Annotated in this window: 21 protein-coding genes and 1 pseudogene; 21 read left to right on the top strand and 1 reads right to left on the bottom strand. The window is 34.5% G+C overall.

What is annotated here, in order from left to right; translation table 11 throughout:
• The 7 genes from A5882_RS14525 to A5882_RS14500 all read left to right on the top strand — a co-directional run.
• Positions 1 to 494, top strand: a 494-nt coding sequence (locus A5882_RS14525; RefSeq protein ID WP_176462037.1) for a hypothetical protein, incomplete at its 5' end; no start/stop codon positions are given.
• Positions 495 to 510: 16 nt separating this feature from the next.
• Positions 511 to 1,452, top strand: coding sequence for a hypothetical protein (locus tag A5882_RS14520; protein WP_086373018.1), 942 nt, complete (start codon positions 511 to 513; stop codon positions 1,450 to 1,452).
• 24 nt (positions 1,453 to 1,476) lie between these two features.
• Positions 1,477 to 2,166 (top strand): hypothetical protein, encoded by a 690-nt coding sequence (locus A5882_RS14515; protein WP_086373017.1) that lies wholly within the window; start codon positions 1,477 to 1,479, stop codon positions 2,164 to 2,166.
• Positions 2,166 to 3,128, top strand: coding sequence for a restriction endonuclease PLD domain-containing protein (locus tag A5882_RS14510; protein WP_086373016.1), 963 nt, complete (start codon positions 2,166 to 2,168; stop codon positions 3,126 to 3,128). The genes A5882_RS14515 and A5882_RS14510 overlap by 1 nt, the downstream gene beginning before the upstream one ends.
• Positions 3,129 to 3,612: 484 nt before the next feature.
• Positions 3,613 to 5,088, top strand: a complete 1,476-nt coding sequence (locus A5882_RS20170) for a thioester domain-containing protein (RefSeq protein ID WP_254908518.1) — start codon at positions 3,613 to 3,615, stop codon at positions 5,086 to 5,088.
• 15 nt (positions 5,089 to 5,103) lie between these two features.
• Positions 5,104 to 6,255 carry an LPXTG cell wall anchor domain-containing protein gene (locus A5882_RS20165; RefSeq protein ID WP_254908517.1) on the top strand — a complete coding sequence of 384 codons (1,152 nt, stop codon included), beginning with the start codon at positions 5,104 to 5,106 and terminating at the stop codon, positions 6,253 to 6,255.
• Between the two features lie 48 nt (positions 6,256 to 6,303).
• Complete coding sequence (locus A5882_RS14500; protein ID WP_086373015.1) at positions 6,304 to 6,642, top strand: hypothetical protein; 339 nt, start codon at positions 6,304 to 6,306, stop codon at positions 6,640 to 6,642.
• Between the two features lie 54 nt (positions 6,643 to 6,696).
• Here the strand turns inward: A5882_RS14500 and A5882_RS19870 are convergent, their stop codons facing one another.
• Positions 6,697 to 6,882, bottom strand: a complete 186-nt coding sequence (locus A5882_RS19870; RefSeq protein ID WP_176462036.1) for a hypothetical protein — start codon at positions 6,880 to 6,882, stop codon at positions 6,697 to 6,699.
• Positions 6,883 to 7,056: 174 nt separating this feature from the next.
• On the opposite strand from A5882_RS19870, the gene A5882_RS20160 reads away from it, so the two are divergent.
• The 14 genes and pseudogenes from A5882_RS20160 (at position 7,057) to hemW (ending at position 15,656) form a co-directional block, all read left to right on the top strand.
• Entirely contained in the window at positions 7,057 to 7,239 is a 183-nt protein-coding gene (locus A5882_RS20160) for a hypothetical protein (RefSeq protein ID WP_254908516.1), read from the top strand.
• 132 nt (positions 7,240 to 7,371) lie between these two features.
• On the top strand, positions 7,372 to 7,728 hold the full coding sequence (locus tag A5882_RS20155; protein ID WP_254908515.1) for a hypothetical protein: 357 nt from the start codon (positions 7,372 to 7,374) through the stop codon (positions 7,726 to 7,728).
• Positions 7,729 to 7,731: 3 nt separating this feature from the next.
• Positions 7,732 to 7,953: a hypothetical protein gene (locus A5882_RS14485; protein ID WP_086373014.1), complete on the top strand. Its 222-nt coding sequence runs from the start codon at positions 7,732 to 7,734 to the stop codon at positions 7,951 to 7,953.
• 308 nt (positions 7,954 to 8,261) lie between these two features.
• The gene (locus tag A5882_RS20150; RefSeq protein ID WP_254908514.1) at positions 8,262 to 8,699 is read left to right on the top strand and encodes a hypothetical protein; all 438 of its coding nucleotides are present in this window, start codon (positions 8,262 to 8,264) and stop codon (positions 8,697 to 8,699) included.
• A complete protein-coding gene (locus A5882_RS20145) occupies positions 8,699 to 9,421 on the top strand; it encodes a hypothetical protein (RefSeq protein ID WP_254908513.1) in 723 nt (240 codons plus the stop codon). The genes A5882_RS20150 and A5882_RS20145 overlap by 1 nt, the downstream gene beginning before the upstream one ends.
• Complete coding sequence (locus tag A5882_RS20140) at positions 9,349 to 10,242, top strand: type IV secretory system conjugative DNA transfer family protein (RefSeq protein ID WP_254908512.1); 894 nt, start codon at positions 9,349 to 9,351, stop codon at positions 10,240 to 10,242. The genes A5882_RS20145 and A5882_RS20140 overlap by 73 nt, the downstream gene beginning before the upstream one ends.
• Positions 10,243 to 10,351: 109 nt before the next feature.
• Positions 10,352 to 10,801, top strand: coding sequence for a hypothetical protein (locus A5882_RS14475; protein ID WP_086373013.1), 450 nt, complete (start codon positions 10,352 to 10,354; stop codon positions 10,799 to 10,801).
• Positions 10,802 to 10,862: 61 nt separating this feature from the next.
• Positions 10,863 to 11,264 carry a sigma-70 family RNA polymerase sigma factor gene (locus A5882_RS14470; RefSeq protein WP_086373012.1) on the top strand — a complete coding sequence of 134 codons (402 nt, stop codon included), beginning with the start codon at positions 10,863 to 10,865 and terminating at the stop codon, positions 11,262 to 11,264.
• Between the two features lie 19 nt (positions 11,265 to 11,283).
• The gene (locus tag A5882_RS14465; RefSeq protein WP_086373011.1) at positions 11,284 to 11,487 is read left to right on the top strand and encodes a helix-turn-helix domain-containing protein; all 204 of its coding nucleotides are present in this window, start codon (positions 11,284 to 11,286) and stop codon (positions 11,485 to 11,487) included.
• A gap of 66 nt (positions 11,488 to 11,553) precedes the next feature.
• Entirely contained in the window at positions 11,554 to 12,627 is a 1,074-nt protein-coding gene (locus A5882_RS14460) for a DNA cytosine methyltransferase (protein ID WP_369596972.1), read from the top strand.
• A 151-nt stretch (positions 12,628 to 12,778) separates the two neighbouring features.
• Positions 12,779 to 13,028: pseudogene (locus A5882_RS20235) on the top strand (hypothetical protein).
• Between the two features lie 149 nt (positions 13,029 to 13,177).
• Entirely contained in the window at positions 13,178 to 13,573 is a 396-nt protein-coding gene (locus tag A5882_RS20135) for a hypothetical protein (protein ID WP_254908511.1), read from the top strand.
• Positions 13,574 to 13,731: 158 nt separating this feature from the next.
• The gene (locus tag A5882_RS20130) at positions 13,732 to 14,403 is read left to right on the top strand and encodes a tyrosine-type recombinase/integrase (RefSeq protein WP_254908510.1); all 672 of its coding nucleotides are present in this window, start codon (positions 13,732 to 13,734) and stop codon (positions 14,401 to 14,403) included.
• An 80-nt stretch (positions 14,404 to 14,483) separates the two neighbouring features.
• The gene (hemW, locus tag A5882_RS14445; protein ID WP_086373010.1) at positions 14,484 to 15,656 is read left to right on the top strand and encodes a radical SAM family heme chaperone HemW; all 1,173 of its coding nucleotides are present in this window, start codon (positions 14,484 to 14,486) and stop codon (positions 15,654 to 15,656) included.
• Positions 15,657 to 15,780 lie beyond the last annotated feature (124 nt).

Genomic DNA, 15,780 nt, shown 5'->3' with positions numbered 1-15,780 from the left:
TGACACCAAACGGCTTAAATGTAAGATACCATGAAGAATTTAAAAGGTTAGCTAAAAGCTTTGAAGGTATTTTGACAATTTATTATCAGTATACAGATGTGTATAAGAGACAGGGGAAATTTTGTATTAAAGAAACTAAATTATTAGTAAAAGGATTAATTCAAGTAAGATTTGAACTTATTCAAAAAGTTGACGAGGAAGGAATATTATCTCTTGAAGTAGTCACTCAATCTGGAAAATTAGATTTTGAAAAATGGACTAATGAGTTTGGTGGAACTATCAAATATCCGTTATGTATTGAAAACGTAATTTATGATGAGAAATCAGAGGATGAAAGCACAATAAAAGATTTTTGTGAAATTAAAGAAAACCAATATTCAATAAGATTTAAAAACCTTTCTGATAAAGAGATACTGTTAAATGGAGATCTGTATATCAAAGCTATGGATGAAAAGTTTACCTTTGACTTATCATTTAGAGCTATTACTAGTTGAACTGGAGAGGAATCAGATGGCTCAAATATATTTATATAATAAAATTATGCAGAGAGATCTTGAAAGTGCTGAATTTGAAATATCTGAACCTAACTTCTATTATTACGATGGACCTCTTTTAAAAGAAATAATAGTTAAAAAAAATGGAGATAGGTTTCATGCCGATGAAAAAAGAAGTGGTTGGAATCCAAAAGACTTTGATCTAATTGTAAGATTTAACTGCAGTATTATGAGAACAGAAGTTTTTTTTGGTGATAGTAAAGTAGCTGGAAAATTAGGGAAAGTTGGAGTGGGGGTACAAATTTTTTCAAGAAGTTCTAAATTTCAAGAGTTTATCTCACTTAAAGAATTTTCTATGGATGATAAAGAGATTCAAATATGTTTTGAAAAAAGATTTAGAAAGAATACATTACGGGGAATAGTAAATTTTCAGCTATTAATGTATATAGATAAGGTTGATAGAGATTCCCCCACTCAGGCTGATAATGAAGGAATGATTATATCAAAAGATGAACTTCCTTCTATAGAGTTTGATGTTGATTCAATTGAATCAATTTTTCCGATATATGAAATTTCAGATAAAAATGGACCTCTTTGGCAATTACAAACATATTTTGTAGACAGCGCTTGGGAACCATTCAATTCTGAAACGGTACAAATTCTATTAAATAAAGAGCATGAACTTTTTGAACAAGTTATTGGTGGAGCAAAAAAAGTTTCAAGAGCATTGATGGGGAATATACTTATTGATTCTATTTCTATAATTATGTATGAAGTTTTGAAAGATAAAGAGATATCTATTGAGGACGAAGCAACTTTTTCAAAGGATAGTATTGTAAGTATGGTGAAGTATTGGGTTGAAACATTTGAAATCGAGGAAGCTTATGCAGAAAATTGTAACTTTTTAGAACTCAGAAATCAACTTCAAAAACAATTAGAGAAGAAGTTGATTGATTAGTCTGGCAAGTGGGAAGGTAATTGGATGGATTTTGAGAATATACACTTAACTAAGGAACAAGGGAAAAACTATTTGAAAAAATATTTTGAAGGTACTTTTTCTGGATATCCTTCAGATTATGGATCATTTGTCAAAAAGATAGAAGGGATTGTTGCTGAAGTAGATTTTATTTTGGAAGAAGAGGGAAAAAGCAAACAATCTTATAATTTTGATTTGAATTTTGGGTTGCTATTTTACGAAGCTTTAATTAACGATTATAATATTTCGATGCGTGCGGCTGCGAATGATGCAATGTGGAGATATATGGGAATAATACTATTTCCAAAAATTATTGAGGAGAGATTTGGGAAAAAAGAAGAAAGGTTTTTAGGAATTCCCAAAGATACCCGCCTATATTTAAAATCTCTTTTTTGGTATGTACATTTATCTTATCAGGGCAATCTTGAGCAAACGTATGAGGCTTTACAAAATAATTCAACTGATACAATCGTTCAACTTATTGAACGAACAAGTCAAGGTTATAATCTTGAGTTTACTAGAGAATTAATGTATCAATTTGGTAAAATTGAAATAAATACTGGCAGATCAGAATTATTTAGAAAAATTATGAAATTGCACACTGCATGGAATGAAACAACAATTCCTAATTTTACAAAAAATGGATCTAAGCAGTATGTACATATGCTACTTAAGGAAGTTGGAGGAGTAACGTAGTGGATGGGCCTTTCTATAAAAATTTATACGAAGATATCATGTTAAAATTTGGTCGTAAGGCTAAAAAGATTCATATATTATCAGGTTATGCATCTCCCTTTTTTCTTGAGATGGTTCTTTCAGATTTAACAAATATTGAAGAAATTATCTTATATTTAGGTATGACACCAAACGGCTTAAATGTAAGATACCATGAAGAATTTAAAAGGTTAGCTAAAAGCTTTGAAGGTATTTTGACAATTTATTATCAGTATACATTTCCTGTCAATCATATGAAATGTTATCAATTTTTTGATGCTGATAATAACGTATCAACTTTTATAGGATCTTCAAATTTTTCTGAAAACGGTTTTCTTTTAAATAAAGAGATATTAACTCAATGTAATCAGATACCTGATTTTATTTTTGAAGAACAATTAGAAAATTCAATTAATTGTTTAGATAGCAATGTGAATTTACTCATATATATGGCTGAAGGAGCGAGCCATGTGTCTGAGATAGTAGATTATTCTCCTAGTGATTCTGTTGCTATGAAAACAAATCGATTAACTAGTAGTTTTGATCCTAGCTTACTTGATGATTTCTGTATAGATATCATGTATTCCTATGATAAGAAAACTCATTTGCGAGGAATAAATGCCAATTTTAGAGGACATGAAAATTGTATAGAGGATAGTCCTGGAAAGAGATTTGATACTTTTTTTCCATTGAATGATGAATTTTACATATTTCTAAATGGAATTCAAATATTGGCAGAAGTTAAATCAGGCGTGCAAAATAGGTTAGTTTGGAAAAATTTTGATATGAGATCATATTTTCTAAGGCTAACTCATTTATCAACTGAAGATATAATTACTTTTGAGCATTTAAAGAAATTCAATCTTGACAAACTTTATTTGAAAAAAATTAATGAAAAAGAATTTTTTGCTAGATTTGGTTCAGCTTTTTTAGACCTAAAGTAAGTGATTACAATTGGAGAAACAACCTATTATATAAAACATACTAAGATTGTTGAGTGCTATATTATTCAATAATTTTAGTATGTTTTTTTATGGTTCTGTGTCCTTTTCAAAGTATCAGCTGTTCTTAATAGTCAGAAACAGTTGTTCTTTGAAAATTGAATACAAGTTATCGGTCACACATTTCTTTTTTGGAGCGATCTTTAAATAAGCGCCATGACGCATTTTGCTGAGCGAATTCTTTATTAAGAGAAGTTAGGTCTAGTCAGCTTAACGCAATGAAGGACGAGAAGGATAATGATACTTCTGTGAAGCTCGCCATAAAAAGGGGAGAGGTGAAAATCCTATGCTGCTTGCGACTCAAGCAACCGATAATCAATGTGATGTTGCTATGAGTGTTCTATAAGAATGGTGGTGGAAGATGAAACGTTGATTCGAGCACCAACAAAGAAAAGGGAGTGAAAAATTTGAAGAATGGAGAGAAGAGATGGATAAGAAAAATAACCAAGCAGTCGCGTTGCTCAGTTTTTTGACAATGTTGGCTGCTTTTTTTGTTGCTCCAATGACAAGTGAAGCTGCTACAGTTAATTATACGAAGGTAGCTGACTATGTTTCTACATGGTATATCAAGGCAGAGAATGGGCTACATTGGACGGACGAAGGAATTTATATGATTAAAGCAGATGAGGAACCCGTTTTTTGTATTGAGCACAGTGTGATAATCAATGGTGGATCAGGATTTACTCCTTCTGAGATGACCTCTGCGGAAAAAGAGCGCTTGTCTCTAATTGCTTATTATGGGTATCAACTGAATCCAACTGCTGAAAATTATGGAGTTACCCAACACATTATTTGGCAAGAATATGGTGATACGCTGATTTCTACCCAAATTCCTAATTATGAGCATCAGAAAGCGGAGATTTTAAGTAAAGTCGATCGTCATAGCACGAAGCCAAGTTTCCAAGATCAGACAATTGAGTTGGATGTAGGAGAATCTGTCACATTGACCGATTCCGCCAATGTATTGGATAACTATAAACACTTACTAGAAAACTCAGCCAATCTCAAAGTAGAAAAAAGTGGTAATCAATTGAAACTAACCGCTACGGCAGATTCAAAAGAAACAGGAAAACTCAAATATGGAATTGCTTCGGCTGAAAAAATTGGACAGATTTTCGTTTACTATAAACCAGGTGAACAAAAAGTGGTTAAATTTCGTTTGAGCAATGCTGGAGAGATGAATGTAAACGTTAAAGTTAATTTGAATGGAAATGTTCAGATCAAAAAAGTTGCTGAAGATACTGGAGAAGCAGTGCCTAACACTAAAATGAAGGTAGAATATAATGGACAAACGAAAGAACTAACAACAGATAAGAATGGATTAGCTAATCTAAACGATTTAAAAGCCGGTACGAAAGTAAAAATTTCAGAAGTACAGGCAAGTAATGGCTATGTTAATCGTGGTGAAGTTAAAGAAGTGACAGTAGAACCAAATAAAACGCTTGAAGTAACCATTAAAAACAAAGCCCAACAAGGCTTGTTGAAGCTGAAAAAGACTGGTCAGAAAGCTGTTTCTATTAAGGAACAGGAATCAGAATATGGTCCGTTGTATCAAATGGTTTTCGATTATGGTCCCCTAGCGAATGTGACTTTTGATATTCGTGTAGTAGAAGACATAAAAGTCGGTGACTATGTTCATGTCAAAGCTAGCTCTGTTATCGCAACAGTTAAGACAAATGATAAAGGTGGAGTGATTGATATGCCACGACTGTATCTTGGTGAATATGAAGCAGTGGAAAAGACTGCGCCAAATGGTTTCATTTTGAATAAGACACCCATTCCTATTGCGTTCACGTATGGTGGGCAAGAAGTTGAACTTGTCTCCCAATCAGTTGAAGCAAAAAATGAGTTTCAAAAGGTGAATCTTGAAATCTTTAAAAATGAAGAAATTATTCAGGAATAGGTAGAAAATGAACCAGTGATAGAGGCAATTCCTGCAAATGAAAAAATATTCTGGTTATTTACGAATCAGGAATTTTCATTAGCTAATGGTACAAAATTAGCGAGTGATGCACTTTTAGGTTTTGTTACCATTCAAGAGGGTTCATTCAGCTTTGAACAGCTACAATTGCCAGAAGGTCAGTATTATGTAAAAGAGCTGGATGCAGGAGAAACACATGATTTAGATAAAACCTATTATGAATTTGAATTTAAAGCAAGCGATCATGAACAGGAAAAAACTATTCAAATTTATGGTGAGCCAAATGAAAATGAAGAATCTTCCCCGATTTTAAATAAACTCCATCTAAATCGTTTTGTTCTGAAAAAAGTAAATGAGGAAGCTACTTTGAAAGAGCTGAATGGGTATGAATTTACGTTTACTGGAAATGCTGAAGGGGCTGTCTTTACGTTGGAGGATGAAGAAAAACCAGTTCTTCAGACTGTAACGGTTAGTGAACAGTCTCTAGCCATTTTTGAAAATATTCCCGTAGGAACATTTTTCTTAAAAGAACAAAAAACGTCTTCTGATAAGTATAAGTATGTACTTTCTTCGGATGTGAATACAGTTGCTTCTACAAAAGAAGGTGTTGAGATTTTCTCGATTGAAGATGAGCTATTAGGTTCTACGATTCAAACGCTAGAAGAAACTCAGGAAGAGGAGACCATTCTTTTGGAAGTAAAAAATCACTTGGTGAAAGGTGATGCTGAGTTAACTAAAAAAGATGTTTCAACAGGTCAAACGTTGCCAGATACAGGCATCCGTATTTTGGATAAAGATAAAAAAGTAGTGGTAGAAGGGCGCACAGATGGACAAGGGACATTTACATTTGAACAATTACCAACTGGCAAGTATTATTTTCAAGAATTTGATGCACCAGCTGGCTATCAATTAGATGAAAACCCTGTGGCTTTTGAAATAAAAGAGCATGGTGAAATTGTCAAATGTGAAATGACCAATGAGCTGATTCCAAAAGAACCAGTAAAGGAGAAAGAACCAATCAAAACAAAGGAAACATTGCCGCAGACAGGGGAAAGCATGAATACTACAATGACTGTATTAAGATGTATGATCCTACTTGCTGGTGCAGCAGCGTTTATTTACTTGAGAAAAAGCAAGAAAAATAAATAGTAGCTACTACTAAGAAGAAGGAGCCTCCAACATTGGGAGCTCCTTTTATTGAATGAAAGGGGGACAACAAATGAATTCAGTCTTAACCATTGGTATTGGTGTAATCGTGCTTATTGCAGGATCATGTATTTATATGGGTGTGAAGATTTACCAACAACAGAAGTAAGGAGGTCTGTTCATGAAAAAGAGTTCAAAAAAGAACGAGATGCAGCGAAACCAAAAGCCCTTCTCATTATGCGTATTTTAAGCAAAGACTATGAAGAACATCTTTATGAGGTACATAAAACTATCATTTCTGAAAGTGAAGAAATGATGAACCATGTATTGGAAAAAGAGGCTAATCGAGTGGAAGGAAACCCAACTAAATTTTCTGGAGGTAATGCATAAAATGAAAAAAATTAAAGAGAAGCTAACAGATATGACAATGTAAATCTGCCTTTATTACCAACCAATCAAAAATAAACAATCATTTCGTTTTTTGAGTGTCATCGCTTGTATCGGGCTTGTCTTACTTGCTTCTTTTTCAGGCGGTATTGAAGCTTTTGCGGATATCCAATCTTCCGCAAAACTTGCTGAAACAGGGACGGAACAGTTAGTAAAAATCATTGGAAATTCTGCTTTGTTCATCTGTATTTGTCTATTTGGGATTACTCAATTTTTTGGCGTTGAGTTAGGTCGTTGGGGAAAGAAATTGATTTTTAGTGCTATTTTAGGCTCAGCGGTGATCCTAAATGCAAGTTTTTTATGAGACTTGATTTGGGGAAATGTAGGGACCAATTAACAGTAAGGGAGGCAAAGCGAATGATAAAAGTGGAAATAATTGAATCAAAACTTGCCTTCTTTGATGCTTACGAATTATCCGATCAACTTTCTTATTCAGAGTTTCATGAAATCAGTCAAAACATGGAGGATGGGGAATATGTAAAATTTGAGTTGTATGAAGAGGGTACGTCATTTTATCGAGGGAACTTCAAAAAAAACTGAAAATGATCAGACGATTTCAGACGATATTTTTTCAGAGTTGAAAAGCTATCAAAAACAGAAAAAACTAAAACGAAAACAACCCAAGCAAATTGAAACTAAAATCAAACAAGCGCTACAGGTTGAAAAGAAATCGTGAAGCCAACGTCAAAGAGTGAAGGGAATTTTAGAAGTCAGAAATATCGAAAGTCCACTAACACTGATTTTCAATCGAAGCTAATGTTTTGTTTTGTCACTGTGATGATTGTTATTGGTGTTGGCTTTAGTGGCTATTCGCTGTTAGAAAAAGAAGGTGGCATTCCTTTTAACCAAACTGCTTATTTACAATTTCTTGAACAAAAGCAATATCTTTCAGCGGTTGAATCTTTTCCGGAAAAAAGAGAACAAATTGAAATGATGATTTTGGAAGAAATCATTCGATCGAAAGGAGAAACAGAACAGCTTGAACAATATTTGACTATTGTGAGGGAACAAAATAAAGGAGCTGAGTAAGGGATGTCAAAACTTGCTTTGTATTTTGTGATCAAAAAATTATCTCAGAAACAACCTGCATGGTACACGGTATTTAGTTTCCGCCCTGTACCGGTAATTCTGAAAAAACTCAAGAAAGTGTACAGCGATCCAAATGCTACAGTTAGTGAGATTACTTTGGCTACAAAGCAGGGAGAATTGGTGCTTGAGCAATTGATTCGAATAGACAAAGGGGAATCTTCATAATGGCTTTTCAAAAAAGGAATGCCGACCCGAAAAAGAGAAAGAACTACCAACAGGCATATCAGTCACCCTTTCGGCTATTAGTGAATCCAAAATTATTGCTCCTTCTTCACTCATGTTGCTTTCTTTTGTTCTTTTGTATGTGTAATTACTTTGTATCGCTGTTTTCTTTTTTAAAAGAGTATGGACTACTATTAAATGCTGAAAAGATAACTGTCGGGATTCATTCACTTTTCAATTTTTGACTTCTTACAAAAGTACTAGGAACGTATCTGATACTTTTTTCTGTCTATGGGGTATTTGCTTTGTATATGACCTATAAAGTACGAGCTAGTTTTACGCCATTAGAAGATCATTTGGTCCAAGGAACATTAGAGTGGGAATCAGTCACAAATTTACTAGCGCAATATTATGCGGTGCCTGTAAATCCCTTCTGTGATGGACAAGATTATTATTCAGGAAAGCCGGGATTTCCAATTAGTCGGGTTCCTTATGGCGTAGAAGCAATAAGAGAACAAGAAACAATAGAATCGTATCAACATAAGGAACAGGCTATTTTTGAAGAGGAGCAATTCCAAAACGAAAAAATAAAACTTTCTACAAAAGAGCTAACAACTGGTTCATTGGAAGAATTAATGAACCAAGCACGAAAGCGAAAGCAGCGGTTCACCTTTCAGGGGAAACCAGTGATTTCCTTGTATGAAGAGCTTCATATACCAGAGGCTAAGACAAAAAATTCTTCTATTTAGTGGGCCAAGAGCCATCCAATTCCATTGTTTTAGACTTAACTCGTGGTGGGAAAGATGTCTATTTTATCAATCCATTTATTGATATTCTTTCTCGTGCAGAACGGATAGAGGACCGCCCTTCTTTTGTGATGACGGCAACCAAGGGTGATGAGCCTCAAATGTGGTATGACACATTAAGAAAACGTGGCTATCTCATTCGTATCTGTAATACTGTTCGCCAATACTACTCTGATCCGTATAATCCTTTGGCTGTTGTGTTTAACTATTACATGAAATATGTGTCATTGAAGGTTGAGAACAAGCCTGAGAGTACCCGATTTCTCACGGAAGCAGAAAATGAGCTCAAACGAAGCGCTTATACTTTTTTTCAAGGAACAGAAGGGCAAGGTGGCAGTAATGGAGAATTTTGGGTAAAAGATTGCCGGAATTTGTTTATGTCTACAGGATTGGCAATTGCCAATCAATATGTTCGGAACAATGAGCCTATTAAGTTCAATCCCTATGTTATTTACAATATTGTCAATGAAATGCAGAGTATTCGAATTAATGAAAATAATCCTGAGTACATTCATTCGCTTACAGAGAATCCATTAGAACGAGCCAAATTACTTAAGAAGTATGACGGTAAATCGACTTTGGATGTTTTCTTTTGGAATTACCACGAAATCATCCAGCGAAAAAATATTATTATGCGATTCTGGCAAGTGCTCCAGCAGAGTTAATAATGGGAAATGTGATTACTCATTTTGATGGAGATATGGAAATGTTTCTTAATGAAGCCATTGCTAAAATGTCTGCTACAGATGATGGCTTTGACTTTGAAGAATTGGGTTTTGGTGAACGTCCTGTCGCTTGTTTTATTGTGATGAGTCAGACGGAAAAGAGTAACAATGCTTTAGGAATGCTTTATTTAGAACAAGCTTATCAGGTGAATGAAAAACGCTGTACCTTAGAAACACCTTCCAGAACGTATCGTGACGTTCATTTCATTATTCAAGAAGCTGGAAACCTAGGGGTAGCCATTCAAAATTTAACGAATAAATGGACTTCTGGATTGGGACAAGGGTTCTTCTTTCATCTCGTTTTACAAGATTTAGAACAATTGACATCCCTTTATTCAGAATCCATCAAGATAACGATTGTTGGAAATACTGGGAATTTAGTCTATATTCGTTCGGGCTCTTTGGATACGAATAAATATGTTTCAGAGCGATTGGGTAAGCGAACCAATTATTCTAAAGACCGAAGTCGTCAGGACCCATTCAGTTTAAAAGTATCTGAGCGAGAAACGTCAGAACGTATCGATTTACTTAGTCCTTCAGAGTTAGAGAGATTACGAAAATCTGAAACGATTGTCTTGCGGTTGTCTCATGTAGATGACTTAGATGGAGAACTGATCTATCAATACCCGATTTATAACAGTATTGAAACAGATAAGAATATGGTGCCGTTTTATGAGTACCGGAATAATCATGTGCTTTCTTGGGACGATATTCTTGTCTGTTTTCTTATGCGTGTTGATCTCAAAAATATTCCTGCATAAATAAATGTAATTTGTAGGTTTGAGATTTTTAACTAATAATACTTAAATAAAAAAATTTGTGTCATTTATCAATCATATTTTGTTTCTACCTTATGAAGGGAGAAGCACAATGGGTATATTTTATGAGAAAGAAGCTATTTATGAACAAATGAAGATACTAATTGAGGAAAGGAGAGAGAGTACCAATAAGTATTATGATTTAAAACAAAAATTAGAAGCATTTAAAGACAAACCATCTAGTAGTCATTTTAAAAATAACTGTCGGAAAAAGAATGATTGGTCAATGGATATAGAGCATCAAAAGTACGTATTATCTAAAAAAGAAAAAAATTTAAGCACTGTGAGTTATCAAGATATAGCTCTGAAAATAGCATCTTTTTTGAAAGAAGCTGGACAACCTGTTCAAACAAGACAAATATTTCAGTTTATATTAGAGCGATATAACTATAACTTGACATATAGTAATTTTGTAAGCAATATCTTGCCTAGAGTCCATCGTGATTCCAATATAAATGTAGAAAAAGCTTGCAGAGGGTATTGGCAATATCGATTGAAGTAGTCATCAAATAATCGATTGTAAGTTTCTCCTTTTGAATGATTTCATTAGGAGGAAGCATACAATGAATTTTGAACATGAAAAGATTGAAGCTCAATTTGCGAAGTATATAAAAAAAGTTATTCATGATACTGCAACCAATTATTATAAGAAGAAGTATCATCATCGAGAATATGAACTTCTTCTTGATAATTTTCAAGAATATTCATTAGGTATAGAGTCAAAGGAAGTAATTTTTTCAACTGCCCTAATCTTTGGACATCCGATTGTTTTAGATGATGAAAAGTTCATTATTGCCATTACCAAGTTAAAAGAAAGAGAGCAAGTTTTTCTTTTGGAAAAATTTTTAATGGGTAAAACAGATAAAGAGATAAGGAAACCCTGGGGTATTACTCGACAAGGTGTGACTAATTTGAAGCATCGAGCTTATAAAAAAATTAGATGTGAGTACGATCGAAAGAAGTGATAGATATTTAAAAATCATAATGAAAGGAGACTTTATGGTATCTCTCAAAAAGTTACTACTGTCAGCTAAAGCTGGTGATGACAAAGCTTTTGAAGAAATCGTAAAAAAGTTTCAGCCATTACTAATTAATGCATCATTTAGATCAGGTTCTTTCGATGAAGATTGCTATCAAGAATGTCTGATTTCTTTGTATAAGGCAATTATTAGATTTGAAATAAGGTAAAACCAAAAAAGAGAAATTAATTCAACCGAATAATTTCTCTTTTTTGTGTCTTTTAATGAACTGTTCTTGTTATTAACAATGATTAAATATAGAAAGAAGGTGAGCGATATAGGAAGTCAAAGTTTAACGTTTTTAGATTTATTTTCTGGAATTGGTGGCTTTCGCTTTGGAATGGAGATGGCAGGTCATCCCTGTGCTGGTTTTTGTGAGCTAGATAAATTTGCCAGAGCGAGCTATAAAGCGATTTATCAGACGAATGGGGAGATAGAATATCATGATGTTACAAAAGTCTCAAATGAAGAAATTCAAAAAATCGGAGAAGTCGATGTTATTACTGGAGGTTTTCCATGCCAAGCTTTCTCTGTTGCTGGAAAACGAAGGGGGTTTGAAGATACAAGAGGTATACTCTTTTTTGAAATCATACGATGTGCAACCATTCTCCGACTTAAATATCTTTTTCTTGAAAACGTCAGAGGATTGCTTAGTCATGATGAAGGGAACACCTTTGAAATCATGCTACAAACAATGGATGACTTGGGGGATGATGTGGAATGGCAGTTGCATAACAGCAAAGATTATATTGCCCAAGACAGAGAGCGGATTTACATTGTGCGGCATCTTAGAGGAGCAAGTACCAAGTCAATTTTTCATTTCAGACGAGAAGATGAACAATTTGGTTATAAGCAAAAAGAAAATAAAACAGGGATGATTTTTGTAGAGGATGAAGTTCAATATGTTAATGAGTTCCATATGAGATCAGGGAAAAATAGATATGGAATTTTAGTGGCTGGACATTTTCCTAGTAAACACCAACAATCTGGTAGAATATATAATCCAGACGGAATCTCACCTACTTTACTAACAAAACAAGGTGGTGGACAAGGACCTAAAATCTTACTTAAGAAAGATCCAAAAATCTTATTAAATAATAGTTTACAGTCAAATTCAAATATTAGAAATTTGACTCCACTCGAATGTTGGCGATTACAGACTTTTCCAGACTGGGCATTTTTAGCAGCTAAATATCTTAGCTTAGATATAGCAAAAGAGATTATTTCCGAAGGTTTAAGTCATTATGATTGCAAATTTAAGCAAAAGACATCCAATTACAACTCTATAAGCAAGTTGGAAATAGTTTGATAATTCAAGTGATTTATGAAATTGCTAAAAGATTTTGAGAATAGATAGGATAGTGAAGAATCTGACGTAATTAGTCAGATTCTTCATCTACTGTTAGTAGACGGAGGCGTTCAGTGTTGGTTAATAAAAAGTCAGATTGGGAGATATATAAATGGAAGAAAAACTACCTAAAATAAAAGGGTCTTATTTGGATGACGAAGTAATATGGGTAAATAAAGATGGGTTGATGAAAAGGTTTGAGGGTTTTAAATCGCAATACGTTAAATAAATGGTTAGTTGAAATGAGAAAACATTCTGATTTTCAACAGTATGTGACCAATACTACTCACAAATTGGTTTGGGTTAATATAGAAGGTTTTTTACTATTTTTGAAGTGGAAAGCGCATGAAAAAGGTTATTAATGTGGTACAATCGAATGTGAATAAAGTTAGAGATAAATGTAGCTCTTTCATTTATTTTCAATACTATCTATGAAATGTTGTCCACGGTTTCCTTAACTATTTGCCCGATTGTTCTATGTACTTTAGAATAAGGGAGATGAAACAAGTTGATGGAAAAGCAAAAAGAGTATCTTAAGGGTTATTTCACAACAGTTGATAGTGATGGGTACAAACGGACGTGTCAACGCTATAAGGATCCTGTAACAGAGAAATTTAAACGGAAAACGGTTGGATGGAAAAAGAAAGGACTTAAAAGCGAACGTCAAGCCTTACGTTATCTGAGAGATGAAATTGAGAAAGAATTGTTTGAAAAACCATTAGTAATTATGAAGGTGGTTGAAACCTTTAAAGATTTAGTGGATGTCTGGATAAAAATTTGGGCACCTACAGTAAGAGAAACAACGGTCAATAGTCAAAGTAATTTGCTGGAAAAATATATTTATCCTTTTTTTCCTAGAGATTTGTCATTGAAAGTACTAAAGCCAATGTTGGTTGAAGAGATTTAGGCAGATATTCTAAGTTATAAGGGGAAACGAAGTAAACGTTACTTAGAAAAAGCGACACTGGAAAAAGTTCGTTCTCTTTTTAAACAAATTACTTACTATGGTTATCGGAATGATCTTCTTAATTTTGATCCACAAAAAGCTGAAATGAAAATTCTGGGTTGAGAATTAGTGAAGTCAGTGCTTTAACAATCAAAAAGGTGAATCTTTCAAAGAAAAAATTAGCGATTACAGAAGGGCTAATAACTGGTGGCTATTCGGTTGAGAACTATAAACTGAATGGTACCAAGATCGCTGCTTCAACGAGAAAAATTGATTTAGATGAACGTTCAATTGAAATTATCCAAAACCGAGTGAGAATGAATCAAAGACGGAAAGAAGAAATGGCGAATCGAAAAGAAGGAGAAGCTGTTCGGAACTATATTAGAAGTGATAATGGCAAACCTTATAAACAAAAGATTCCTATATCTAAGAAATTTCAAGAAACGGATTATCTCTTTCAAACACAAAATGGCACACCTGTTGTGTACCATTCATTCAATGAGTTTATGAATGGTCATGGCAACAATTCAAAACCAATTACTTCCGTTCGGGACATTTTAGAGCAGAGATATCCAGATTTTGACAAGCACGTGACGACCCATACCTATCGTTATGCGCATATTTCTCTTTTAGCAGAATCAGGATTACCGATTAAAGCGGTCATGGAACGAGTCGGTCATTCAGAAGCGAAAACAACTTTGCAAATTTATAATCAAGTCACAAAAGCAGCACAAGAGAAAGTATTAAACACAATTACATCATGGGACTTTTCGGGTAAGACAGAAAAATAATTGTCTAAACTAATCCATGGTTATCTGAAAAAGTGGCACGGATTTGGCACGGATTCTATGATTTGAAAGGATAATGAAATGTGAGAGAAATAGATAAACTCAGTAATAGCAAGGTCTCAGCTTACATTCACATTCCTTTCTGTGAACATATCTGCTATTACTGTGACTTCAACAAAGTGTTTTTAGAAGGGCAGCCAGTGGATGAGTACATCGAAGCGTTACTAAAAGAAATTGAGCTGACCCTCTTGCGTCAGCCTATCAATGAGGCGGAAACGATTTATATCGGCGGCGGGACGCCAACGTCGCTTTCGGCGAACCAGCTGGATCGATTGCTTTCAGGTGTGCATGAATTGCTGCCGACCCACACAACCAAAGAGTTTACCGTGGAAGCAAATCCTGGTGATTTGAGTGAAGAAAAAATGCTGGTTTTGAAAAATCATCAAGTCAATCGCCTGTCGATGGGGGTCCAAACCTTTGATAATCGCTTGCTTAAAAAAATTGGCCGCAAGCATACCGCTGAAGATGTTTATTCAACCATTCAGCTGCTGGACAAACATGATTTTCAGAATGTGACGATCGATTTGATTTATGCACTTCCGGGACAAAGCATAGAAAGCTTTCGTGATACACTGACGCGAGCGATTGATCTCGGGTTGCCTCACTATGCGATGTATTCTTTGATTTTAGAAAACAAAACCATGTTTATGAACTGGGTTCGCCAAGGAAGAATGGCGCTGCCTTCTCAAGAAGCTGAAACGCAGATGTTTGATGAGGCGATCGCCGCGATGACAAAAGCTGGATTGAACCAATATGAAATCAGTAATTTTGCACGACCAGGGTATGAGTCCTTGCATAATCTAGTGTATTGGAACAATGAACATTATTTTGGCTTTGGGGCAGGCGCCAGCGGGTATCTTGGACAGACTCGCTACAAGAACAAAGGTCCAATCCAGCATTATTTGAAACCATTACAGGAAAATCAGTTGCCAATCCACGAAATCGAAGAATTGACAACCAGCAATCAAATGGAAGAGGAACTGTTTTTAGGCCTTCGTAAAAAGGTCGGCATTTCAAAAATACAGTTTGCAGAAAAATTCGGGAAGTCTTTTCAGGAAATCTATGGTTCAACGAGCGAACAGTTGATTCAAAAAGGCTGGTTGGCTAGTCAAGGTGACCGTGTCTTTTTAACGAAAGCTGGGATGTTTATTGGCAACGAAGTGTTTGAAGCATTTCTCTTGGATGGAGAAAAATAAGAAAGAACGAGTAAGAGAAGTAGCCATTTCGTGCTGCTTCTTTTTTTGATTTCTTTTTTAGCACTCTCTTAGAAAGAGTGCTAAAAAAGTGATGCAAATACTTGACATTCCTAGCAAATATGGT

Source organism: Enterococcus sp. 4E1_DIV0656, assembly GCF_002140695.1.
GTDB lineage: Bacteria > Bacillota > Bacilli > Lactobacillales > Enterococcaceae > Enterococcus_D > Enterococcus_D entomosocium.
This window is presented reverse-complemented; position numbering and strand designations above follow the sequence as displayed.